Annotated in this window: 19 protein-coding genes and 1 pseudogene; 11 read left to right on the top strand and 9 right to left on the bottom strand. The window is 61.2% G+C overall.

The window, feature by feature from the left end; all coding sequences use genetic code 11:
* Positions 1-165: 165 nt before the first annotated feature.
* The 6 genes from LHU53_RS18950 to LHU53_RS18925 all read right to left on the bottom strand — a co-directional run bounded on the left by LHU53_RS18950 (position 166) and on the right by LHU53_RS18925 (position 6,347).
* The gene (locus LHU53_RS18950) at positions 166-1,773 is read right to left on the bottom strand and encodes an ABC transporter substrate-binding protein (protein ID WP_370632350.1); all 1,608 of its coding nucleotides are present in this window, start codon (positions 1,771-1,773) and stop codon (positions 166-168) included.
* A 35-nt stretch (positions 1,774-1,808) separates the two neighbouring features.
* Positions 1,809-2,831 (bottom strand): dipeptide ABC transporter ATP-binding protein, encoded by a 1,023-nt coding sequence (locus LHU53_RS18945; protein WP_227334341.1) that lies wholly within the window; start codon positions 2,829-2,831, stop codon positions 1,809-1,811.
* Entirely contained in the window at positions 2,828-3,817 is a 990-nt protein-coding gene (locus tag LHU53_RS18940) for an ABC transporter ATP-binding protein (RefSeq protein ID WP_227334340.1), read from the bottom strand. The genes LHU53_RS18945 and LHU53_RS18940 overlap by 4 nt, the downstream gene beginning before the upstream one ends.
* Positions 3,818-3,843: 26 nt before the next feature.
* Positions 3,844-4,737, bottom strand: coding sequence for an ABC transporter permease subunit (locus tag LHU53_RS18935; RefSeq protein ID WP_227334339.1), 894 nt, complete (start codon positions 4,735-4,737; stop codon positions 3,844-3,846).
* A 14-nt stretch (positions 4,738-4,751) separates the two neighbouring features.
* Positions 4,752-5,756: an ABC transporter permease subunit gene (locus LHU53_RS18930; RefSeq protein WP_227334338.1), complete on the bottom strand. Its 1,005-nt coding sequence runs from the start codon at positions 5,754-5,756 to the stop codon at positions 4,752-4,754.
* A gap of 87 nt (positions 5,757-5,843) precedes the next feature.
* The gene (locus LHU53_RS18925) at positions 5,844-6,347 is read right to left on the bottom strand and encodes an SWIB/MDM2 domain-containing protein (protein WP_227334337.1); all 504 of its coding nucleotides are present in this window, start codon (positions 6,345-6,347) and stop codon (positions 5,844-5,846) included.
* A 186-nt stretch (positions 6,348-6,533) separates the two neighbouring features.
* On the opposite strand from LHU53_RS18925, the gene rraA reads away from it, so the two are divergent.
* Positions 6,534-7,055, top strand: a complete 522-nt coding sequence (gene rraA, locus LHU53_RS18920) for a ribonuclease E activity regulator RraA (protein WP_227334336.1) — start codon at positions 6,534-6,536, stop codon at positions 7,053-7,055.
* Positions 7,056-7,079: 24 nt separating this feature from the next.
* Here rraA and LHU53_RS18915 read toward each other — a convergent pair whose 3' ends face one another.
* Positions 7,080-8,030 carry a DMT family transporter gene (locus LHU53_RS18915; RefSeq protein ID WP_227334335.1) on the bottom strand — a complete coding sequence of 317 codons (951 nt, stop codon included), beginning with the start codon at positions 8,028-8,030 and terminating at the stop codon, positions 7,080-7,082.
* Between the two features lie 116 nt (positions 8,031-8,146).
* Here LHU53_RS18915 and speB point away from each other — a divergent pair, with 116 nt between their 5' ends.
* Both speB and LHU53_RS18905 read left to right on the top strand, forming a co-directional pair.
* Entirely contained in the window at positions 8,147-9,064 is a 918-nt protein-coding gene (gene speB, locus LHU53_RS18910; RefSeq protein WP_227334334.1) for an agmatinase, read from the top strand.
* A gap of 15 nt (positions 9,065-9,079) precedes the next feature.
* Positions 9,080-10,381, top strand: a complete 1,302-nt coding sequence (locus LHU53_RS18905; protein ID WP_255632117.1) for an FAD-binding oxidoreductase — start codon at positions 9,080-9,082, stop codon at positions 10,379-10,381.
* Position 10,382: 1 nt separating this feature from the next.
* On the opposite strand, the gene LHU53_RS18900 is transcribed toward LHU53_RS18905, so the two are convergent.
* Positions 10,383-11,864, bottom strand: coding sequence for a PLP-dependent aminotransferase family protein (locus LHU53_RS18900; protein WP_227334333.1), 1,482 nt, complete (start codon positions 11,862-11,864; stop codon positions 10,383-10,385).
* A gap of 170 nt (positions 11,865-12,034) precedes the next feature.
* On the opposite strand from LHU53_RS18900, the gene LHU53_RS18895 reads away from it, so the two are divergent.
* The 7 genes from LHU53_RS18895 to LHU53_RS18865 all read left to right on the top strand — a co-directional run bounded on the left by LHU53_RS18895 (position 12,035) and on the right by LHU53_RS18865 (position 21,131).
* Positions 12,035-13,402: a glutamine synthetase family protein gene (locus LHU53_RS18895; protein WP_227334332.1), complete on the top strand. Its 1,368-nt coding sequence runs from the start codon at positions 12,035-12,037 to the stop codon at positions 13,400-13,402.
* A 74-nt stretch (positions 13,403-13,476) separates the two neighbouring features.
* Positions 13,477-14,886 (top strand): aspartate aminotransferase family protein, encoded by a 1,410-nt coding sequence (locus LHU53_RS18890; protein ID WP_227334331.1) that lies wholly within the window; start codon positions 13,477-13,479, stop codon positions 14,884-14,886.
* 92 nt (positions 14,887-14,978) lie between these two features.
* Positions 14,979-16,139 carry an extracellular solute-binding protein gene (locus tag LHU53_RS18885; protein WP_370632349.1) on the top strand — a complete coding sequence of 387 codons (1,161 nt, stop codon included), beginning with the start codon at positions 14,979-14,981 and terminating at the stop codon, positions 16,137-16,139.
* Positions 16,140-16,242: 103 nt separating this feature from the next.
* On the top strand, positions 16,243-17,346 hold the full coding sequence (locus tag LHU53_RS18880; RefSeq protein WP_227334330.1) for an ABC transporter ATP-binding protein: 1,104 nt from the start codon (positions 16,243-16,245) through the stop codon (positions 17,344-17,346).
* A gap of 12 nt (positions 17,347-17,358) precedes the next feature.
* Entirely contained in the window at positions 17,359-18,261 is a 903-nt protein-coding gene (locus tag LHU53_RS18875; protein WP_227334329.1) for an ABC transporter permease, read from the top strand.
* A gap of 442 nt (positions 18,262-18,703) precedes the next feature.
* The gene (locus LHU53_RS18870; RefSeq protein WP_227334328.1) at positions 18,704-19,564 is read left to right on the top strand and encodes an ABC transporter permease; all 861 of its coding nucleotides are present in this window, start codon (positions 18,704-18,706) and stop codon (positions 19,562-19,564) included.
* 100 nt (positions 19,565-19,664) lie between these two features.
* Complete coding sequence (locus LHU53_RS18865) at positions 19,665-21,131, top strand: aldehyde dehydrogenase (protein WP_227334327.1); 1,467 nt, start codon at positions 19,665-19,667, stop codon at positions 21,129-21,131.
* Between the two features lie 88 nt (positions 21,132-21,219).
* Here LHU53_RS18865 and LHU53_RS18860 read toward each other — a convergent pair whose 3' ends face one another.
* On the bottom strand, positions 21,220-21,576 hold the full coding sequence (locus LHU53_RS18860; protein ID WP_227334326.1) for a carboxymuconolactone decarboxylase family protein: 357 nt from the start codon (positions 21,574-21,576) through the stop codon (positions 21,220-21,222).
* Between the two features lie 179 nt (positions 21,577-21,755).
* Between LHU53_RS18860 and LHU53_RS18855 the strand changes: the two are divergent.
* Positions 21,756-22,502: pseudogene (locus LHU53_RS18855) on the top strand (aldo/keto reductase); the annotation flags it as partial.
* Between the last annotated feature and the right edge of the window lie 124 nt (positions 22,503-22,626).

The raw sequence follows: 22,626 nt of genomic DNA, 5'->3' as shown, positions 1-22,626 counted from the left end.
GACAGCTTAAAAGCCAACGTGTAGTCGCGCTGTGTGCGCTTCACTCCTGTATCCATCACACCTGCCCTTTCTTGACGGCAAATGTGTCAACTTCTGGCAGGACGGGTCAAACCCATAAAAAAAGCCAGCTTTGCAGCTGGCTTTTTGCTGTTGGCCTGAGCAGACTTATTTGACCATGTCCACGCCGTAGAAGGTGTGGCGGCCAAACGGGCTCAGTTTGAAATCAATGACTTCCTTGCGCACCGGCTTGATCTGCACCGCGTGGGCGATGGTGAACCAGGGGGCTTGTTCCTTGAAGATCACCTGGGCTTTTTCGTACAGCTTGGCGCGTTCGGCCGGGTTGGACACCACCTTGGCCTTTTGCACCAGATCGTCAAACGGCTGGTAGCAGAACTTGGCAACGTTGGAGCCATTGTTCTTGGACGCAGCACAGCCCAGCAGGGTGTTCAGGAAGTTGTCCGGGTCACCGTTGTCGCCGGTCCAGCCCAGCATGCCCATCTGGTGTTCACCCGACTGCATGCGCTTGCGGTACTCACCCCATTCAAAGCTCTTGATTTCGGCCTTGATGCCCACCTTGGCCAGGTCAGCCTGCATCAGCTCGGCGATGCGTTTGGCGTTGGGGTTGTAGGGGCGTTGCACCGGCATGGCCCACAGGTCGGTGGTGAAGCCGTCTTTCAGGCCCGCCTCGGCCAGCAGTTTCTTGGCGGCTTCGGGGTTGAACGCGTCGTCCTTGACTGACTTGTTGTACGACCACTGGGTGGGCGGGATCGGGTTGGTGGCCGGAATGCCGGTACCCAGGTACACCGCATCCACAATCGCCTTCTTGTTGATGGCCATGTTGACCGCCTTGCGCACGCGCACGTCATCAAACGGCTTCTTGGTGGTGTTGTAGGCCAGGTAGCCGATGTTCAGGCCGGGCTGCTCCAGCACGGTGACGTTGGGGTCCTTGCGGATGGCGGGCAAGTCAGCCGGGTTGGGATAGGGCATGACATGGCACTCACCTTTTTGCAGCTTGGCCCAGCGCACCGAGGCATCGGGCGTGATGGAGAAGATCAGGTCATCGATCTTGGCCTTGCCGGCCCAGTGTTGCGGGAACGCCTTGTAACGGATGATGGCGTCTTTCTGGTACTGCACCAGCTGGAAGGGGCCGGTACCGACCGGCTCCTGGTCAATCTTCTCAGGGGTGCCGGCTTTCAGCATGGCAATGGCGTATTCCTTGGACTGGACGCCGGCAAATTGCATCGCCAGGTTGGACAGGAACGGCGCTTCGGGCGCATTCAACACAACTTTGACGGTGTACTCATCCACCTTGTCGACAGACTTCAGCAGCTTGGGCATGCCCATGTCGCCAAAGTAGGCGTGGTTGGCGCTGGTGACCTTGAAGTAGGGATCGTTTTCTTTCCACTGGCGCTCAAACATGAACAACACGTCATCGGCGTTGAAATCACGGGTGGGCTTGAAGTTTTTGTTGGACTGCCATTTCACACCCTTGCGCAGGTGGAAGGTATATTCCAGCCCGTCTTTCGAGATGTCCCAACGCTCGGCCAGATTGGGCACGACTTTGGTGCCGCCGCGCTCGAAGTCGACGATGTTGTCATAAATCTGTTCACTGGCGTCAAACGAGGTGCCGGTGGTGTTGATGCTGGGGGCAAAGTTCTCCGGGCTGCCTTCCGAGCAATACACCAGCGTTTTAGCCGACACCGGTGACATGGCAAGCAGTGCGGGCAACGCCAGCACGCACATTGCCGTGCGTTTCAACGGAAATTTGGACATCGTCATCTTGTGGACTCCTGACAGGTTAATGCTGCTTAAGCAGCGGGGTGGACAAATTGTTCGGCCAGATGGCAGGCCACTTGCCTGCCTGCCAGTTCGCGCAAAACGGGACGCTCGGCCTGGCATTGTGCAGTGACATGCGGGCAACGGGTGGAAAACACGCAACCGCTGGGCGGGTTCAATGGTGAAGGCAGTTCACCCTTGAGCACAATGCGCTGGCGCGACACGCCTGAGCCCGCAATACCTGGTGTGGACGCCAGCAAGGCCTGGGTGTACGGGTGCAGGGGTTGCGCAAAGATGGTGGCTTTTTCACCCTGCTCCATGGCATGGCCCAGGTACATCACCAGTAAATCATCGGCAATGTGGCGCACCACGCCCAGATCGTGCGAGATGAACAGGTAAGCCAGACCCAGTTCACGCTGGAGGTCGGCCAGCAGGTTCAGCACCTGGGCCTGAATCGACACGTCCAGCGCCGACACCGGCTCATCCGCGACGATCAGCGCTGGCTTGAGCATGAGGGCGCGCGCGATCGCAATGCGTTGACGCTGGCCGCCAGAGAACATGTGCGGGTAACGGTCGTAATGCTCGGGCCGCAGGCCCACCATCGCCAGCATGGCGCGGGCTTGTTCTGCGCGCTGCGCAGGGCTCAACTCGGTGTTGATCTCCAGCGGCGCTTCCAGAATGGCGCCAATCTTCTTGCGCGGGTTCAGCGAGCCATACGGGTTCTGGAACACCAGCTGCACGGTGCGTCGCAAGGCGTGGCGCTGCTGCGGGGTGGCGGTGGTTACTTCCACGGCACCGAGCTTGAGTTGCCCGGCGGTGGGGGCCTCGATCAGCGACACCATGCGCGCCAGGGTGGATTTGCCGCAACCGGACTCGCCCACCACCGCCAGCGTTTTGCCAGCCCGGACGGAAAACGACACACCGCTGACGGCCTGCAGATGGTCCGCTTTGCGAAATGCGCCGTGGCCGATTTTGTAAACCTGCTTCAGGTTGTGCGCCACCACCACGGGTTCGGTGGCGCTGGAGACCGCTTCAGATTGGGGTGATGGGCTCATGCGGTGACCTCTTGCTCGAGCGGGTAGGTGGCCAGCGGTGTATGGCAGCGCACCATGCCTTTTTGCCACGCGCGCAGGTTGGGGCGTTGTTCGAGGCAATTTTGTTGGGCGTATTTGCAGCGCGGGGCAAACAGGCAGCCGCTCGGGCGGTCATACAAGCCGGGCACCATGCCGGGAATGGTGGCCAGGCGGGTGTGGCCGTCGCTGCGCTCGGGCATGGCCGCCAGCAGGGCATCGGTGTAGGGGTGTTGGGGGGTCTCAAAAATGGCCTGGGCGTCACGCTCTTCCATGATTTGACCGGCGTACATCACCGCCACACGTTGCGCCATCTCGGACACCACGCCCATGTTGTGGGTGATCAGCACCAGCGCCATGTTGCGGTCTTTTTGCAGCGTGCGCAGCAGGTCGAGAATCTGCGCCTGAATGGTCACATCCAGCGCGGTGGTCGGTTCATCGGCAATCAGCAGCTTGGGGTTGCAGGCAATCGCCATGGCGATCATCACGCGCTGGCTCATGCCGCCCGAGAGTTGGTGCGGAAAAATGCCCAGCCGACTCTCAGGGGCCGGAATGCCCACCTGTTCCAGCAACTCGATGGAGCGTTTGCGCGCGGCGGCCTTGTCCATGCCCATGTGCAGGCGCAGCGTCTCGGCCATCTGAAAGCCGACGGTAAAACACGGGTTCAGGCTGGTGGTGGGGTCCTGAAAAATCATTGCCATGTCTTTGCCGGTGACGCTGCGGCGCTGACGCTCTGACATCTTGAGCAAGTCATGCCCGTCAAAACGCAGTTTGGTGGCGGTGATCTGGCCCGGGTAGGCCACCAGGCCCATCAACGCCATCATCGTCACGCTTTTGCCGGAGCCGGACTCACCCACAATGCCCAGCACGTCGCCAGCGTCCAGCGACAGGCTGACGCCGTCCACCGCCTGCATGACCGCGGTTTTGGAAGGAAACCGCACCGAGAGATTTTCTATTTCAAGAAGTGCCATTCAATAAAACTCTTTCAGCGTTTGAATCAACGTTTCAACTTGGGATCAAACGCGTCACGCAGGCCGTCACCCAGCAGGTTGAAGGCCAGCACCGTGATCAAAATTGCCAACCCGGGAAAGGTCACCACCCACCAGGCGCGCAACACAAACTCGCGCGCATCAGCCAGCATGGTGCCCCACTCGGGCGAGGGCGGCTGCGCCCCCAGGCCCAGAAAACCGAGCGCTGCAGCGTCCAGGATGGCGGACGAAATGCCCAGCGAGGCCTGCACGATCAGCGGCGCCGTGCAGTTGGGCAGCACCTCGGAAAACATCAGCCTCAGGTGCCCGGCGCCGTTCATGCGGGCGGCGGTGACGTAGTCACGGCTCATCTCGGAGATGACCGCCGCCCGGGTGATTCGCACGTAATGCGGCAGCACCACAATGGCCACCGCCAGCATGGCGTTCATCAGCCCTGGCCCCAGGATGGCCACGATCACAATGGCCAGCAGCAGGCTGGGCAAGGTCAGGATGATGTCCATCAGGCGCATCACGGCAATCTCGAACAGGCCCCGGAAGTAGCCGGCAGTGAGCCCCAGCACGGTGCCCACGATGACCGACAGCGCCACCACCGCCAGCCCAATGGCCAGGGAGAGGCGGGCGCCGTGGATCAGGCGCGACAGGATGTCACGGCCGATGGCGTCGGTGCCCAACCAGTGGGCGGTGGAGCCGCCCTCTTGCCACGCCGGGGGCACCAGGAACACGCTGGGGTCGGTGGCATCGGGCGCGTAGGGGGCGATCCAAGGTGCCAGCGCTGCCATCAGCAGCACACCGATCACGATCACCAGCCCGGCAACGGCGCCTTTGTTGTTGGAAAAATAGTCCCAGAACTCGCGCAGCGGGTGTTGGGGGGAATGCGAAGTGGGTTCAGCCAAGGTCGTCATGGTCAATATCCGTCTCAGTGGCGAATCCGCGGGTTGATGATGCCGTAGGTCACATCCACCAGCAGGTTGACCAGCATCACCATGCCGCCCAGCAGCAACATGCCGCCTTGCAACACCGGATAGTCGCGTCGGCCGATGGCTTCAATCATCCACTTGCCCACGCCAGGCCAGGAAAAAATCGTTTCGGTCAGGATGGCGCCGGTGAACAACACACCCACCTGCAGACCAATCACAGTGATCACCGGGATCAGCGCGTTGCGCAGCGCATGCATCCCGACCACCCGCAGGTTCGACAGGCCTTTGGCGCGGGCCGTGCGGATGTAGTCTTCACCCAGTACTTCGAGCATGGCCGAGCGGGTCATCCGGGCTATGACCGCCAGCGGGTTGGTGCCCAGCACAATCATCGGCAATATCAAATGGGTCACGGCGGACCAGAAAGCGTCCCGGTCACCCGCCAGCCAGGTGTCGATCAGCAGAAAGCCGGTCACCGGCTCGATGAAATACTGCACGGAGATACGCCCGGACACCGGTGTCAGGTCCAGCTGGACTGAGAACAGCAGGATCAGCAGCAGCCCCCACCAGAAGATCGGCATGGAATACCCGGTGAGCGACACCCCCATCACCCCGTGGTCGAGAAACGTATTTCGTTTGACCGCCGCCACAATACCTGCCGGGATGCCGACGATCAGTGCAAACAACATGGCACTCACGGCCAGTTCCACGGTGGCCGGGAACAAGGCGAGGAATTCGTTCATCACCGGCTCGTGGGTGATGATCGATGTGCCCAGATCACCCTGCAGCACACGGCCAATGTAGATGCCGTATTGCACCATCACCGGGCGGTCCAGCCCGTAGGCCTTGAGCAGTTCGGCGTGGCGGGCAGCATCAATGCCACGCTCACCTGCCAGGGTTTCAATCGGGTCACCGGGCACCATCCGGATCAGGAAGAACGCCACGAGCGTCATGCCAATGAAGGTCGGAATGATCAGACTCAAGCGGGTTAACAGGAAGCGCAACATCAAAAAATTAATTATTGGTTAACTCAAAATCATGCCAGAAAGAAAAAGCCGACCTGATGTCGGCTTTTCACAGTCCACGAAGGCCGATTATTTCAGATGTTTACCGATCAGGCCGGCCATTTCGAACATCGTGACTTGCGCCTTGCCAAACACTTCCTTGAGTTTGGCATCCGCATTGACCAGGCGCTTGTTGACGTCGTCCTGGAGTTTGTGCTTCTTGATGTAAACCCACATCTGCTTGACCACCTCGGTACGGGGCAGCGGTTTGCCGCCCACGATGGCTGCCAAGGCTGAGCTGGGGGTCAGGGCCTTCATGAAAGCGGCGTTGACAGCACGTTTGGTGGCTGGGGCCTTTTTGGCGGCGGTTTTTTTGGCAGCCGCTTTGGGTGCAGGCGCGGCAACTTTGGCAGCGGCTTTTTTAGCGGGTGCAGCTTTGGCTGGTGCAGCTTTCACTGCAGCGGCAGGCGCTGCCTTGGCGGGGGCTGCTTTCTTGGCGGGCGCCTCGGCTTTGGCTGCTACCGCTTTTTTGGCGGGTGCGGCTTTGGTGGCTGGAGCAGCTTTTTTTGCTGGCGCTTTTTTTGCAGTTGCCATGGTGTGTGGTCCTATTGGAAGTTGATCGGTTGCCAGCAAGAGCAGCTCATCTGCTGGGTGTGCCGGATGCTACTGGAGAAAGAGCCCGTTTCCAAGGGTAGAAACGATAATTTGGCCCGGTTGTGCTCATTTTTCAGAGAGCCTGCGCCGTAACTAAAATTTTTACCATTTTTGAGGGCCTTCCAAATGAATTCACCCCTGGCGACCTGCGATCTGTGCGACGCGCACAAACACGATGCCCCCGAGCTGTTTCGGGTGCTGCCACCGGTGTTTCGGGACTTTGGCGCGCTCCGCACGTTCAGCGGGCCGGTGACCACTCTCAAGTGTTTCGAAGACAACTCGCTGGTCAAGGCGGCGGTGGATAGTTGCGGCACGGTGGACACGCCGCAGGGCCGCGTGGGCAAAGTGCTGGTGGTGGACGGCGCGGGTTCGCTGCGCCGGGCGCTGCTGGGCGGCAACCTGGGTGCGGCCGCAGCGCGCAACGGCTGGGCGGGGGTGGTGATTGACGGCTGTGTGCGCGACGTGGCCGAGCTGGCCACCCAGGAGGTCGGCATCCGCGCATTGGCCAGCATGCCCATGCCGACCGACAAACAGAACCAGGGCCTCAAAGATGCGGCGGTGCAGATTCAGGGGGTGTGGGTGAACCCGGGTGACTGGCTATACGCCGACGCCGATGGCATGGTGGTCAGCGCCCAGCCACTGGGCTGAGGCGCCATGACACGGTGACGCCGCTCAGGCGCGCCGGGCCTGCGCGCGCGTTGGCAGCGTGGCCAGCACCACGCCGCCCAGGCACAGGCCAAAAGCCAGCAGCTGCAGGCCCGTCAGGGTTTCACCGAGCACCAACACCCCCACGGCGGCGGCTGAAATCGGCAGCATCACCGTGAACACCCCGGCCTTCGCAGCCGGCACGGTTTTCAGCCCGCTCATCCACAGCCACACCGTCCACACGCTGGCGGCCAGCGCGTAAAACACCAGCAGCAGCCACATCGGCGTGGCCACGCCCGCAAAGTCAAACCCCCGGGCGGCATACAGCCCCAGCGGCGTCATCAAGGCAAAACCCCACAGGTTGATCAGCGCGGTGATGCGTTTGGGGGACACGGTGCCGGTCAACTTCTTGCCGATCACCGCGTACGCGGCCTCACACACCACCGCGCCAAAGACCAGCAGATTGCCCAGCCACGACGTTTTGTGTGACAAATCGGCTGCCAACGCTTGAGTGCCATGGGCTGGCAGCGCTGATTTGGCGAATGAAAACAGGCCAATCCCCAGCGCCGCCAGCGCAATCGCCAGTGCCACGCGCCGGGTGATGCGCTCGCGCAGGAACACCCAGCTCAGCAGCGCCACCATCGCCGGGATGCCCGCCAGAATCACCCCGGCTGACACCGCAGTGGTCATGCTCACGCCAAACAGCATGCAAATCGTGAACAAAAAGTTGCCCAGGAAAGATTCCAGAAAAATCAGGCCCCGCGTGCTGCGACTCATCGGCGGCTCGTTGGCGGGTTTGATCAGCCAGTGCGGCATGGCCAGCGCGCCAATGCCAAAACGCAGCCAGGCCAGCAAAAACACCGGCAGGGCCGCCACCAGCGGTTTGCTCAAGCCCACGTAGCTGCCCACCAGGGTCATGCTCAAGGCCAAATAGAGGTAAGCCAGCCACAGGGGCGGTGCGGCAGATTTCAAGGTCATCAGCGAGTGGATGGTTGGGCAGCGGTTGAATTGGCCCCAGTCCGCTGCGTGAAAGCAGGGAAACTTCGGGTCCAGCAGCCGGGATTATCCGTGCTTGTTTTTTTGAGGAATCTCGCATGTCAGTGGCTCACTTTGCCTATGCCAACAACAGCAACCGCTTTCTGGCCGCGCCCGAATTGGCAGCGCAGCCGTTTGCCGTGGTGGGTGTGCCGTTTGACGGCGCGGTGACCCACCGGCCTGGCGCCCGTTTTGGTCCGCAAGCCATTCGCGCCGCCAGTTTGATGCTGTGTGACGGCATCCACCCGTACTTTGACGTGACGCCGCTGGGCCAGCTGGGTGATGGTGGCGACATGGCGTTGCCCAACGCGTCACCGCTGTCCCGGGTGCGTGAGCAGATACAGGCGCAAGCCAGTGCGCTGATGGCCCGACACCACTGTGTGTTTCTGGGGGGTGACCATTCGGTGACCTTGGCGCTGCTGCGCGCTGCCAAGGCACAGTTTGGTGACCTGGCGCTGATCCACTTTGACGCCCATTGCGACACCTGGAGCGACCATTTTGGCGAGCCCTCCGGCCACGGCACCTGGACCTATGAGGCGCTGACCGAAGGGCTGGTGAGTGCCGAGCACACCGTGCAGATTGGCCTGCGCTCCAGCGGCGACCGGGCCGCGCGGCAGTATGTGCAAGACCAGGGCGGGCTGATTTTTACCGCGCGCCAGTTGCGCGGGCTGGACGGTGCGGCGCTGGCACCCATCGTGGCGCAGATCCGCGAACGCATTGGCAACCGGCCGTGTTACCTGACGCTCGATATCGATTGCCTGGACCCCGCTTTCGCCCCCGGTACCGGCACGCCCGAGCCGGGCGGTTTGACCAGTTCGCAGGTGCTCACCTTGCTGGAGGACTTGAGCCCGCTGAACCTGATCGGCATGGACTGCGTGGAAGTGGCCCCGGCCTACGACCATGCCGAACTGACCAGCAACGCCGCCGCCACCTTGGTCTGGACTTACCTGTGCGGCCAGATTGCCAAGCACGCCTGAAACCAGGAAACCACCATGCTGCTCAACTCAGACACACAGCTCAACCGCAACAGCTACTACGAAGCCAGTGTGGAGCGGCCGCCGCCGCAAGCCGCTTTGCAGGAGCACTTGTCGGTGGACGTGGTGGTGGTGGGCGCCGGTTTTGCCGGGTTGTCCAGCGCGATTGAACTGGCGCGCGCGGGGTATTCGGTGGTGGTGCTGGAGGCTGACAGGGTGTGCAGCGGTGCCTCCGGGCGCAACGGCGGCCAGGCCATTGTGGGTTACGCCAGCGGGCAGGAGGTGTTTGAGCACCAGTTGGGCAAAGCGGCGGCGCGCCAGGCCTGGGAGATGTCGCTGCAGGCGCTGGACCTGATTGATGAGCGTGTACAAGACTTCGGCATTGACTGCGACTGGGTCAAAGGTTACCTGCACGTGGCGGATTCACCGCGCAAGGCACGCGCGCTGCAGCAGGAAGCCGAGGCCATGCACCAAACCTACGGCTTTGCCACCGAGGTGGCCACCGGCGCCGAGGTACGCCGTTTTATCGACAGCCCGCGCTACAGCGCCTGCGCTTTCGAGACCTTGTCCGGCCACCTGCACCCGCTCAAATACGGGTTGGGCTTGGCGCGTGCGGCACAAAGCCTGGGTGTGAAAATTTTTGAGCGCAGCGCGGTGGTTCAACTCGACCGCGGTGCCAGCCTGGTGGCGCACACTGCGCAGGGCCGGGTCACGGCGCGTTTTGGCGTGTTGGCGGGCAACTACGCCTTGCCAGACGTTGGGCCCCAAGTGGCGCCAGAACTCAGCAGCCGCATCATGCCGGTCGGCACCTACATAATCGGCACCGCGCCGCTGGGCGAGGCGCTGTGCCGCCAGCTGATTCCGAGCAACGCCGCGGTGTGTGACAACAATTTCATTCTGGACTATTTCCGCTTCAGCGCCGACCACCGCATGCTGTTTGGCGGGCGGGTGAGCTACTCCACCCGCACGCCGCCCAACCTCAAGGCGACGATGGCCAAACGTTTGGGGCAGATTTTTCCGCAACTCAAGGACGTGCCAATTGACTACGTGTGGGGCGGTTTTGTGGACATCAGCATGAACCGCGCGCCTGACTTTGGCCGCTTGGGGCACAACCTGTATTACCTGCAAGGCTTCAGCGGCCACGGCGTGGCGCTCACCGGGCTGGCCGGGCGGCTGGTGGCGCAGGCGCTGGCCGGGCAGGCTGAACGGTTTGACGTGTTTGCCAAGCTCAAACACCTGCCGTTTCCGGGCGGGGCGCTGCTGCGCACGCCCAGCCTGGTGCTGGGCATGCTGGCTTACCGGCTCAAGGACGCGCTGTGAGTCATAAGCCGTTTGACCGGGGCGCCAGCACTTGCTGCAGCGTCTGCGCCAGCACCGCCCCAAAGCGTTTGATTTCGGCCAGCGGGGCGTAGCCGTAACCAATGATCAGGCCGCGCACGTCCTGGCGCTGGATGCAATAGGCCGACAGTGGCCGCACCGTCAGCCCCAGCTGGCCGATGCGTTGGGCCAGCGCCCGGTCGTCCACCTCGTCACTTAATCGCAAACACAGATGCAGGCCCTGCTCGGCGCCAGTAATTTGCGCATGGGGGCCCAGGCAGGGCTGCAGCGCGGTCAGCAGGCTTTGGCGGCGCTGCGCGTAACTCTGGCGCGCCCGGCGCAAGGCGGCGGCAAAGTGGCCCATGTCAATGAACTCGGCCAGCGCAGCCTGCACCGGCATCTGGCCGGGGCGGTTCAGGTCGTAATGGGCGCGTTTGAAGGCGTCAGCCAGACCTTTGGGCACCACCATATAGCCCAGTTTCAGGCCCGGGTACAACACTTTGGAAAACGAGCCCAGGTAGAGCACCCGGCCCTGGGTGTCCAGCCCGGCAAGTGAGGCAATTGGCGGGCCGCTGAAGCGGAATTCGCTGTCGTAGTCGTCCTCCAGCACCCAGGCCCGATGCTGGTTGGCCAGCGACAGCAGCTGGTGCCGCCGCGCCAGCGACATCACCGCGCCGGTGGGGTATTGGTGCGAGGGCGTGACGTAGATCAGTTTGGGCGGGGTGGCCTGGTCGTGCGGCTGGGGCGCGATGCCCTGGTCATCCACCGGCACCGGGTGCAGCTTGAGGCCGGTGGCCATGAAGGCCTTGCCCGCGCCCCAGTAGGCCGGGTCTTCCAGCCAGACCGTGTCGCCATGGTCGGCCAGCAGTTGGGCACACAGCTCCAGCGACTCTTGCGTGCCGCTGGTGATGATGACCTGCTCCACGTCCAGCGGCACACTGCGAAACACCCGCAGGTAGTCGGCCACGGCGCGGCGCAGCGGGGCGTAGCCGCCACTGCTGCTGTAGTCCAGCATCTCGGGGTAGGTCATGCGCCAGTGTTTGTTTTGCAGCCGCTGCCACAGCGCGACGGGAAAGGCGCTGAAGTCGGCAATGCCCGGGGTGAAGGGCTGGATTTCCAGCTCGCTGGCGCAAAAACGTGTGCTCAAAGCTTGCCCGCGGTCAGACAGACGATCGGCGGGTGGCTGGCTGGTGCGGCGCGGGCTGGGCGGTGTGCGCAGTGGCACCTTGGTGCTGACGAAAGTGCCGCTGCCCACCCGGCTGACCAGGTAGCCCTCCACCGTGAGCTGGTTGAGTGCGGCCACCACCGTGTTGCGCGACATCTGCAGGTCCTGCACCAGATCGCGGCTGGAGGGCAGGCGTTCGTCGGGCGCAAGTTTGCCGTCCAGGATGGCGCGGCGCAGCGCTTCGTACAACTGCCGGTGCAGCGGCAGCGAGGTTGGCGGGGAGAGGCGACCGAGTTCGGTCAGTAAAAATTCGGACAGCATGACGTACCTGTGGCCTGAGCCGGGTTACAGTGGATTGGTGTCAGCGGTGAGCATAGTCCAAGTGGCACCTTTGATTTGAATCAAATGGCCCTGAAGTCGAGCCACTTCGCCCCCCACAATGTGTTGTCAAACAGCAGTCAAAAGACGCCAGCTGTTTTCCGGAGTTTCCCATGAGCGATAAAAAATCCATGAATTTCAACGATCTGGAGCAATGGCTGAATGAACGCCGGGTGACTGAGGTCGAGTGCCTGGTGCCCGACTTGACCGGTGTGGCGCGCGGCAAGATTTTGCCGCGTGGCAAGTTCACCGAAGACCGTGGCATGCGCCTGCCGCAATCGGTGGTGGCGATGGGCGTGACCGGCGAGTTCCCCGAGAGCGGCCCGTATTACGACGTGATCGACCCGACCGACAAGGACATGCAGTTGCGCCCCGACCCCAGCACGGTGCGCATCGTGCCCTGGGCCACCGACCCGACCGCGCAGGTGATCCACGACTGTTTTGACAACCACGGCCATCTGGTGCCGTTTGCCCCTCGCAGTGTGTTGCGCCGCGTCTGCGACCTGTATGCCGCGGAAGGCTTGCAGCCCATCGTGGCGCCGGAGCTGGAGTTTTACCTGACCGCGCGCAACACCGACCCCAACACCTTGCTGCGCCCGCCGATTGGCCGCAGTGGCCGCGCTGAGACCTCTCGCCAAGCCTACAGCATCGACGCGGTGAACGAGTTTGACCCGTTGTTTGAAGAAATCTACGACTACTCCGACAAGATGGAGCTCAACGTGGACACGCTGATCCACGAAATTGGCGCGGGTCAGATGGAGATCAACTTCTTCCACGCCGAGCCGCTCGGGCTGGCCGATGAGGTGTTTTTGTTCAAACGCACCGTGCGCGAATCGGCGCTGCGCCACGACATGTACGCCACCTTCATGGCCAAGCCCATCGCCGGTGAACCGGGTAGCGCGATGCATGTGCACCAGAGCATTCTGAACAAGGTCACCGGTAAAAACATCTTCAGCAACCCGGACGGCACACCGTCGGAGGCTTTCATGCATTACATCGGCGGGCTGCAGCGCTACATCCCGGCAGCGATGGTGCTGGTGGCGCCCTATGTCAACAGTTACCGCCGCCTGAGCCGCAACACCGCCGCGCCGATCAACATTGAGTGGGGTTACGACAACCGCACGGTCGGCATCCGCTCGCCGATCTCGGCACCGGCTGCGCGGCGGGTGGAGAACCGGGTGATCGGCGCCGACGCCAACCCGTATGTGGCGCTGGCCATGACGCTGGCCTGCGGCTACCTGGGCCTGAAAAACAAGATCAAACCGAAGGCTGAAATGAAGGGTGACGCTTACCTGTCGCCCTACGCCTTGCCACGCAGTCTGGGTGAGGCGCTGGACTGGCTGCGCCGTGAGTCTGACCTGCACGATGTGCTGGGCAAAGAGTTCATCACCGTGTATTCCGAGATCAAGGACCTGGAGTTTGAGGAATTCATGAAAGTGATCTCGCCCTGGGAACGTGAGCATTTGTTGCTGCACGTTTAAGCGCCACACCGCACCGTCGCGCTGTTTCCCGAATTCAAGACAACCAACCACTTTTTTGGCAAGGACGTGACCCGATGAACACTTTCAACCCCTCAGAACCCCTGGGCACCAAGGAAATCCAGACGCTGGACAGCGCGCATTTCATTCACCCGTTCACCGACCACGGTGACTTGGCCACGCGCGGCGCGCGGGTCATCACCCGCAGCGAAGGGGTGTATGTGTGGGACTCCGAGGGCGAAAAACTCTTTGACGCGATGAGTGGCCTGTGGTGCGTCAACGTGGGTTACGGCCGCCAGGCGCTGGCTCAGGCCGCCTATGACCAGATGATGACGCTGCCGTTTTACAACAGCTTTTTCCAGACCACCAATGTGCCCGCCGTCAAACTCGCCACCAAGCTGGCCGCGCTGGCACCCAAGGTGGGTGACCGCAGTTTTGAACATGTGTTCTTCTCTAGCAGCGGCTCGGAGAGCAATGACTCCAACGTGCGCATGGTGCGCCGTTACTGGGACTTGCTGGGCCAACCCCAGCGCAAGGTGATCATCAGCCGCCACAACGCCTACCACGGCAGCACCATGGCCGGGGCCTCGCTGGGTGGCATGAGCGGCATGCACGCGCAGGGTGACTTGCCCATTCCCAACATCACGCACATTGGCCAGCCGTACTATTTTGAAGACGGCAAGCCCGGTGAAACAGCGGATGAATTTGGCCTGCGCGCCGCGGGCTGGCTGGAAGAAAAAATCCTGGAACTGGGCGCCGACAAGGTGGCGGCGTTCATTGCCGAGCCGATCCAGGGCGCGGGTGGCGTGATCATCCCGCCCGCCACCTACTGGCCCGAAATCCAACGTATCGTTGACAAATACGGCATCTTGTTGATCAGCGACGAGGTGATTTGCGCCTTTGGCCGCCTGGGCCACTGGTTTGCCTACGAGAAATTTGGCTACAAACCCGATCTGGTGACCTTTGCCAAGGCGGTGACCAGCGGCTACATCCCTTTGGGTGGCGTGATGGTGGGTGACCGCGTGGCCAAGGTGCTGATCGAGCAGGGCGGCGAGTTCAACCACGGCTACACCTACAGTGGCCACCCGGTGGCCTGTGCGGTGGCGCTGGCCAACTTGGACATCATGGAACAAGAGCAATTGCCGCAGCGGGTGCGTGGTGAGATGGGCGACTACTTCGCCAAACGATATGCCGAGCTCAACGACCACCCGCTGGTGGGTGTGGCCGAGAGTTGCGGTTTTGTCGCCGGGTTGGTGCTGGTGAAAAACAAGCAGACGCTGGAACGCTTCAACCCAGATGATGCCGTGGGCATGGTCTGCCGCAGACATTGCTTTACCAACGGCCTGATCATGCGCGCCGTGGGTGACCGCATGATCATTGCCCCGCCGCTGACCCTGACACACGCCGAGATTGACGAACTGTTGCGCCTGATCCGCCACGCGCTGGACCTGACACAACGCGAATTGCACCAAAAAGGGTTGATTTGAGGCATCCGGAGGGGCTGTAGCTGGTGTGTTTTTTGCTATCCTTGAGATCAACTTGTTGGTCTCTTTTTTTTCACTTGCTTGGGGTGCTCTAAATGATGAAGAAATATCTGGTGACTTTTGCGCTGTCAGCGATGGTGCTGGCGGCTTGTGGCAAAAAAGAAGAACCGCCAGCGCCAGCAGCTGCACCAGTTGCGGTCGCCAGCGCCCCGGCGCCAGAGCCGGAAGAAGAAAAAGTTGTCAACATCTACAACTGGGCCGACTACATTCCCGAAGGCATGGCCGCCGCCTTCGAGGCTGAGACCGGCATCAAGGTCAATTACGACACCTTTGAGACCAACGAAGCCCTGCACGCCAAGCTGGTGGCTGGCAACAGCGGTTACGACATCGTGGTGCCCGGTTCGGTGTTTGCCAAGCCCCAACTGGAAGGTGGTTTGCTGCAGCCGCTGAACAAGGACAAGATCCCGAACCTGGCCAATCTGGACCCAGCCATCATGGCCACCCTGTCCAAGGCCGACCCGGACAACAAGTTCCTGGTGCCGTGGGCCTGGGGGTTCACCACCGTGGGCATCAACAAGACCAAAGTGACCAAGGCCCTGGGCAATATGCCCATGCCTGAAAACGCCTGGGACCTGGTGTTCAAGCCCGAGTACACCGCGAAGCTCAAGTCGTGTGGCATTGCGTACCTGGATTCACCCACCGAAATCATTCCGGTGGCGCTGCACTACATCGGCAAGGACGCTTATTCCAACAACCCGGAAGACTACAAGGCCGCCACCGAGATGCTCGCCAAAGTGCGTAAAGACGTGCGCTTGTTCAGCGCCACCATGATCGACGACATTGCCGGTGGCAAGGCGTGCGTGGCCATTGGCTGGTCGGGCGACATCAACATCGCTGCCGTGCGTGCCAAGGAAAATGGCTCCAAGGACGAGATCGAATCATTGTTGCCCAGCACCGGTGCGCTGATCTTCTTTGACACCATCGCCATCACCAAAGACGCCAAACACCCGAACAACGCGTTCAAGTTCATCGACTTCTACCTGCGCGCCGAAAACGCGGCACGGATGGCCAACGAAATGAACTACCCCACCGCCAACAAGGCTGCCTTGGACAAGATCAAGCCCGAAATCGCCGGCAACAAGACCATTTTTGTCGAGTCTGACTACTTCTCCAAGATGATCCCGCCGTCGAGCTTCACCAACGAAGCGCGCGAAGCCATGGCCACCGCTTACAACGGCTTCAAAAAAGGCAAGTGATCGGCTGACCCTCTTCTGAGGCTGACGGGGCTGTTTGTACCGTGTGTATGGGCAGCCCTTTTTATTGGCTGGACGGCAAAGCGACAACAAAGGTTTGAACGACATGGCAACTGGCGGGTCCAAAGAAAATTACCTGGTGACCGAAAATCTGGTCAAGCGCTTTGACGAAGCGGTGGCAGTGGATGAGGTCAATCTGTCCATTTCGCGGGGCGAAATTTTTGCCTTGCTGGGCAGCTCGGGTTGTGGCAAATCCACCTTGCTGCGCATGTTGGCGGGGTTTGAGAAGCCCACCTCGGGCCGCATTTTGCTGGCCGGGCAAGATGTGGCGCCTTTGGCGCCGTACGACCGGCCGTTCAACATGATGTTCCAGTCGTACGCCCTGTTTCCGCATCTGGACATCTGGGAAAACATTGCCTTTGGCCTCAAACGCGAAGGGCTGCCCAAAGCCGACATCAAACAGCGTGTGGGCGAGATGCTCGACCTGGTGCAACTCGGCACCTATGCCAAACGCAAACCCCACCAGCTCTCTGGCGGGCAGCAACAGCGGGTGGCACTGGCGCGCAGCCTGGCCAAAAAACCCAAGGTGCTGCTGCTCGACGAGCCGCTGGGCGCGCTGGACAAAAAGCTGCGCGAGCAGACCCAGTTCGAGTTGGTCAACATCATTGAAAAAGTGGGCGTGACCTGTGTGATGGTGACCCACGACCAGGAAGAAGCCATGACCATGGCCGGGCGCATTGCGGTGATGAGCAAGGGCCGGGTGCTGCAGGTGGGCTCGCCGCAAGAGATTTATGAGTACCCGCGCAACCGCTTTGTGGCCGATTTCATTGGCAGTGTGAACCTGCTGGACGGCAAACTCAGCATTGATGAGACCGACCACTGCGCGGTGGAGACGGCGATTGGCGAAATCCACGTGGGCCACAGCATCAGTGGCACGGTGGGCATGCCGGTGGCGGTGGCGGTGCGGCCTGAAAAGGTCAGCATCGGCAAACAGGCCCCGGCGGGCTTGGCGCGAAATCTGTTCACCGGGCGGGTCAAGGAAATCGCCTACTTTGGCTCGTACAACACCTACATCGTGGTCACGCCGCAGGGTAACCGCATGAAGATCACCGAGCCCAATGGCTCCCACCTGGATTTGCTCGACATCACCTGGGAGGACAACGTGTTCTTCTGGTGGGACGACACCGATGCGCTGGTCTTGCGCAACTGAGGGCAGACCGTCATGGCTTTGAATCTTCCCATGCCAGGCAAGCGGTTTGTGATCGGCGTGCCGTTTGGCTGGCTGCTGGTGTTTTTCATGCTGCCGTTTTTGATCCTGTTCTACATCAGCTTTGTGGACATGGGCAACGACATCTCGCCGTTCAAACCGATCTGGGACCATGAAACCGGCCTGTTGCAGCTCAAGTACGAAAACTACATCTCCATCTTCCGCTCGCCCGATGGCGGCGAGCTGTTTCAGACCATTTACATCGAGGCCTACATCCGCTCCATCTGGTACGCCCTGTGTACGGCGGTGCTGTGCCTGGTGATTGGTTACCCGTTTTCGTACTTCATCGCCCGCTCACCTGCCAGCGTGCGCCCGGCCTTACTGATGATGGTGATGTTGCCGTTCTGGACCTCGTTTTTGCTGCGTGTGTATGCGTGGAAAGGCATTCTGGCCGACCAGGGGGTGCTCAATCAGCTGTTGATGGGGTTGGGTATCACGTCCGAGCCGATCCAGATGCTCTACACCAATGTGTCGATGCTGGTGGGCATGACGTATGTGTACCTGCCGTTCATGGTGTTGCCCTTGTATGCCAATCTGGTGAAGATGGATTTCAGGCTGCTGGAGGCCGCCTACGACCTGGGTGCTTCACCGTTCAAGGCCTTTTGGCTGGTGACGGTGCCGCTGTCCAAGGCGGGCATCATTGCCGGGTTCATGCTGGTTTTTATCCCGTGTGTGGGTGAGTTTGTGATTCCATCGCTGCTTGGCGGTCCGGAGAACATCATGATTGGCCGGGTGGTGTGGGACGAGATGTTCACCAGCAACAATTGGCCGCGTGCGTCGGCGCTGGCGGTGGTGATGATCGGGCTGATCGTGATTCCGCTGGCGATTTATTACCACTTCACGGGGGAGGAGAAGTGAGCACGCTAACCCGTTTGGTAGTTTCAATGCCCACCCGCTGGGCGCCTGCATGCTTAGCCGGCTGGGTGTCTGCAAATCTGACCCGCTGGGGGTCTGCCAATTTAACCCGCGGCGCGCGTTGGGTATTTAACTCCGCCAATGTCCCCCGGCTTGGGGCGGTAGCCCCAAGCCTCCTCCTTGATTTGGCTGCGTTAAACACCCAACGCACGTCGCTAGTCGTTGGTGGCGCTTGCCAACTCAGGATTAAGGTCGTCCCGGTTGCGGCAACCCAGCACACGCTCCCAGTTGCTGGTGGCGTTTGCCAATTCGGGCGCAAGGCGCTATCGGCTGGGGTAGCCCAACGCGCGCTGTCAGTTGCTGGTGGAGTTCGCTCATCTGTTGCTGCGACGCTTGGACCTGGCGTTCAGTTTGTGGATGCCTTCGGCGTCTTGAAGGGTGTCAAATGAACCAGTTCCTCGGTAAATACATCGGCAAGGCCTGGATGGCGGCGGTGTTTCTGTTTTTGTACCTGCCGCTGATGTTCATGGTGGTGTTTTCGTTCAACAGCACGCGCCAGGACGCCAATTTCACCGGTTTTTCGCTGCGCTGGTACGAGGCACTGACGCGCGACACCAAAATCGTCGATGGCTTCTGGCTGTCGGTCCAGGTGGCTACGGCGGCGGGGTTGGCCTCGGCGGTGATGGCCACGTTTGCTGCGTTTGTGCTGGTGCGTTACCGTCGTTTTCCGGGGCGCACGCTGTTCTCCGGCATGGTGAACGCGCCGCTGGTGATGCCTGAGGTGGTGATTGGTTTGTCGTTGCTGCTGCTGATGGTGGGTATCCAGAACGCGTTTGGCTGGCCGCAGCGAGGTATGTTGACGATTGTGCTGGGCCACACGCTGCTGGGCATGGCGTACGGCATGGTGGTGATCCAGTCGCGTTTGCTGGAGATGAACCGTGCCATCGAAGAAGCCGCGATGGATTTGGGGGCAAAACCGTTCCAGGTGTTCTTCTTGATCACCATGCCCAACATCCTGCAGGCCATTTTTGCCGCTTTTCTGCTGGCCTTCACGCTGTCGTTTGACGATGTGGTGATTGCCGAATTTTTGTCCGGCCCGGGCGTCAACACGTTGCCGCAGGTGATCTTTGGCTACGCACGCCGGGGCATCAACCCGACGATTTACGCCGCTGCCACGCTGCTGATTGTGTCGGTGACCGCGGTGGTGATTGCCTACAGCGTCTGGGTGGCGCGCCAGACGCGCAGGCGCGAACGCGAAATTGCAGCGGCCACGCGTGCTGAAATGGCGGCGCTGCAAGCTGGTTAAGGTGAAAAACTTGGCCGCCATCCCCGGATGGCAGGTCGCACGCGGTAACGCGTGCCAACAACCCGCCCGCTGCGGGCAACATTCTTGAGAAGTGGAGACGATGACCCCAACATTTGATGGCCGCGCCCTGATCAACGGTCAACGGGTTGACGCGCAAGACCGCGCCACGTTTGACTGCCTGTCCCCGGTTGATGGCCGCCTGCTGACGCCTGTGGCGCGCTGCCAGGCGGCGGACATTGACTTGGCGGTGGCCGCTGCCCGCGCAGCGTTTGAGGACAAACGCTGGTGCGGTTTGGCACCCGCCGCGCGCAAGCGGGTGATGATCCGGTTTGCCGACCAGTTGCTGGCCCACGCCGATGAGCTGGCGCTGATGGAAACGCTGGACATGGGCAAGCCCATCCAGTATTCCCGCGCGGTGGATGTCAACAGCGCGGCCAACTGCATCCGCTGGTATGGCGAGGCAGTAGACAAGATTTATGACGAAATTGCCCCCACCGCCAGCACCGCGCTCGCCTTGATCCAGCGCGAACCCGTCGGCGTGGTCGGTGTCATCGTGCCGTGGAACTACCCGATGATCATGGCGGCTTGGAAGATTGCACCCGCGCTGGCGGCAGGCAACTCGGTGGTGCTCAAACCCAGCGAAAAATCGCCCCTGACGGCGCTGCGTCTGGCCGAGCTGGCGCTGGAGGCGGGCATTCCGCCTGGTGTGTTCAACGTGGTGCCGGGTTACGGCGTGGAAGCAGGCTCGCCCTTGGCGCTGCACATGGATGTGGATTGCATCGGCTTCACCGGCTCCACCCGCGTGGGCAAACAGATCCACGTGATGGCGGGCCAAAGCAACCTCAAACGTGCCTGGACCGAGTTGGGCGGCAAGTCGCCCAACATTGTGTTTGCCGATTGTCCGGACCTGGACAAAGCGGTGGAAGCCGCCGTGGGCAGCATCTTTTTCAACCAGGGCGAGAGCTGCAACGCGCCCTCCAGGCTGTTTGTCGAGGCCAGCATCCAGGAGCAGTTTCTGGAAAAAGCGGTGGCACTGGCACCCAAATTCATGCCCGGCAACCCGCTGGACCCGGCCACTGTCATGGGCGCCATTGTGGATAAAACCCAGATGGACACCGTGTTGCGTTATGTCGAAAGCGGCAGAAAAGAGGGCGCCAGCCTGTTGTATGGCGGCGAGCAGGCGCTGACACAAAGCGGTGGGTATTACGTGCAGCCGACCATTTTTGCCGGGGTCAAGCCAAGCATGACCATCTGCCGTGAAGAGATTTTTGGCCCGGTGCTCTCGGTGTTGTCGTTCACCGATGCAGCCGAGGTGGTGCGCCAGGCCAATGCGAGCGTGTACGGCTTGCAGGCGGCGGTGTGGACGCGCGACATCAACAAGGCACATGGTGTGGCGCGCGCGCTCAAGGCGGGTACGGTGCACGTCAACCAATATGACGAGGACGACATCACCGTGCCGTTTGGCGGCTTCAAACAAAGTGGGGTCGGGCGCGACAAATCGTTGCACGCGTTTGACAAATACACCGAGATCAAGACCACCTGGATCCGCATCGACAGCCCGGTGTAGGTCACAGGCGCGCAAAAAAAGCGACGATCAACATCGCTTTCAGTCCTCTCAACAAAAACGTCAAGCGCCTTTTGGCAAACAGGGGAGATCAGGCTGCTTTTGGCGCGTCAATCGCGTCCCAGGCGGCCAGCGCTTCGGCCACCGTCATCAGGTTGGGTCCGCCGCCCATGTACACACACACGGCCATGGCTTCTTCGAGCTCGGCACGGGTGCAGCCCAACCGGTGCAGCGCCTTGACGTGAAACGCAATGCAACCGCCGCAGTGCTGGCTGACGCCGATGGCCAGCGCGATCAGTTCCTTGTGTTTCATGCTGACCGTGCCCTCGGCCATGGCGGCCTTGGCCATCTGGGCAAAGCCCTGCATGGTGTCGCTTTGCGACTTGCGGAAAGGGCCCAGGTTGTCGTTGATGTTTTTCATCAAACCGATCGCGTCGTAGTTGCTCATACAAACTCCTCTTAAAAACTCAATCTGGCAAACGCCGGGTTGCGTTCGCAGGGCCGTTCACGCCGTTATTGTAAAAATCAGTTATTACTTATCTATTGATTTCTATCAAACGGAGGTCTCTCTGGCCCGGGCGCTGGACTGGCTCGGTAAACTGCCAGCTTTAGGCTCAACGATTCACCATGCAACAACGTCAACTCGGTCCTTTTCAAGTCAGCGCCATCGGCCTGGGCTGCATGAACCTCAGCCAGGGTTACGGCGCGCCGATCAGCGCAGAGCAGGGCACACGTGTGCTGCTGGCCGCTCTGGACGCCGGTGTCACGCTGTTGGACACCGCGTCGCTGTATGGTTTTGGCGCCAATGAGTCCCTGATCGGCCAGGCGCTCAAACAACATCGCCATCGCTTCACACTGGCCAGCAAATGTGGCCTGACCGGCGTGGACGTGAACGGTGACGGCAAACTGCAGCGCGTGATCGACGGCCACCCCGAGACCTTGCGTCGCACATGCGAAGCCAGTTTGCGCCGTCTGCAGACCGACGTGATCGACCTGTATTACCTCCACCGGCTGGACAAACGTGTGCCGATTGAAGACAGCGTCGGCGCGCTGGGCGATCTGGTGCGCAAGGGCCACATCCGCGCCATTGGCCTGTCAGAAATGTCAGCCGCCACCTTGCGCCGGGCGCACGCGGTGCACCCGATCGCGGCGATGCAGTCCGAATATTCACTGTGGACGCGCAACCCGGAAGTGGCCGTGCTGCAGGCTTGCCAGGCGCTTGGCGTGGCGTTCGTCGCGTTCAGCCCGGTGGCGCGCGGCTTTCTGGCGGGCGAGCCGCTGCAGCCGCAGGCGTTTGACGCCAACGATTTCCGCCGCACCATGCCGCGTTTTGAGGCGGCCAACTGGGCCGCCAACCGTCGGTTGCTGCCCGCTCTCAAGAAACACCACACAACTGATTGATTTGCATGGTGTTTTCAAACGGGATTTTCAGTAGCCACGAGTTGCATCCCCATGGTCTTGGCACGCTGGGCGAGGTTGTGCAAGACCCGCTGGCGGT

The organism is Rhodoferax sp. U2-2l, assembly GCF_020594515.1.
Lineage (GTDB): Bacteria > Pseudomonadota > Gammaproteobacteria > Burkholderiales > Burkholderiaceae_C > Rhodoferax.
The sequence above is the reverse complement of the archived record's forward strand: the minus strand, read 5'-3'. Positions and strand labels throughout refer to the sequence as shown.

What these genes read in the sequence shown, in the direction of transcription:
- LHU53_RS18950 (WP_370632350.1), bottom strand. Translation starts at nt 1,773, where the DNA reads ATGTCCAAATTTCCGTTGAAACGCACGGCAATGTGCGTGCTGGCGTTG.
- LHU53_RS18945 (WP_227334341.1), bottom strand. Translation starts at nt 2,831, where the DNA reads ATGAGCCCATCACCCCAATCTGAAGCGGTCTCCAGCGCCACCGAACCC.
- LHU53_RS18940 (WP_227334340.1), bottom strand. Translation starts at nt 3,817, where the DNA reads ATGGCACTTCTTGAAATAGAAAATCTCTCGGTGCGGTTTCCTTCCAAA.
- LHU53_RS18935 (WP_227334339.1), bottom strand. Translation starts at nt 4,737, where the DNA reads ATGACGACCTTGGCTGAACCCACTTCGCATTCCCCCCAACACCCGCTG.
- LHU53_RS18930 (WP_227334338.1), bottom strand. Translation starts at nt 5,756, where the DNA reads ATGTTGCGCTTCCTGTTAACCCGCTTGAGTCTGATCATTCCGACCTTC.
- LHU53_RS18925 (WP_227334337.1), bottom strand. Translation starts at nt 6,347, where the DNA reads ATGGCAACTGCAAAAAAAGCGCCAGCAAAAAAAGCTGCTCCAGCCACC.
- rraA (WP_227334336.1), top strand. Translation starts at nt 6,534, where the DNA reads ATGAATTCACCCCTGGCGACCTGCGATCTGTGCGACGCGCACAAACAC.
- LHU53_RS18915 (WP_227334335.1), bottom strand. Translation starts at nt 8,030, where the DNA reads ATGACCTTGAAATCTGCCGCACCGCCCCTGTGGCTGGCTTACCTCTAT.
- speB (WP_227334334.1), top strand. Translation starts at nt 8,147, where the DNA reads ATGTCAGTGGCTCACTTTGCCTATGCCAACAACAGCAACCGCTTTCTG.
- LHU53_RS18905 (WP_255632117.1), top strand. Translation starts at nt 9,080, where the DNA reads ATGCTGCTCAACTCAGACACACAGCTCAACCGCAACAGCTACTACGAA.
- LHU53_RS18900 (WP_227334333.1), bottom strand. Translation starts at nt 11,864, where the DNA reads ATGCTGTCCGAATTTTTACTGACCGAACTCGGTCGCCTCTCCCCGCCA.
- LHU53_RS18895 (WP_227334332.1), top strand. Translation starts at nt 12,035, where the DNA reads ATGAGCGATAAAAAATCCATGAATTTCAACGATCTGGAGCAATGGCTG.
- LHU53_RS18890 (WP_227334331.1), top strand. Translation starts at nt 13,477, where the DNA reads ATGAACACTTTCAACCCCTCAGAACCCCTGGGCACCAAGGAAATCCAG.
- LHU53_RS18885 (WP_370632349.1), top strand. Translation starts at nt 14,979, where the DNA reads ATGATGAAGAAATATCTGGTGACTTTTGCGCTGTCAGCGATGGTGCTG.
- LHU53_RS18880 (WP_227334330.1), top strand. Translation starts at nt 16,243, where the DNA reads ATGGCAACTGGCGGGTCCAAAGAAAATTACCTGGTGACCGAAAATCTG.
- LHU53_RS18875 (WP_227334329.1), top strand. Translation starts at nt 17,359, where the DNA reads ATGGCTTTGAATCTTCCCATGCCAGGCAAGCGGTTTGTGATCGGCGTG.
- LHU53_RS18870 (WP_227334328.1), top strand. Translation starts at nt 18,704, where the DNA reads ATGAACCAGTTCCTCGGTAAATACATCGGCAAGGCCTGGATGGCGGCG.
- LHU53_RS18865 (WP_227334327.1), top strand. Translation starts at nt 19,665, where the DNA reads ATGACCCCAACATTTGATGGCCGCGCCCTGATCAACGGTCAACGGGTT.
- LHU53_RS18860 (WP_227334326.1), bottom strand. Translation starts at nt 21,576, where the DNA reads ATGAGCAACTACGACGCGATCGGTTTGATGAAAAACATCAACGACAAC.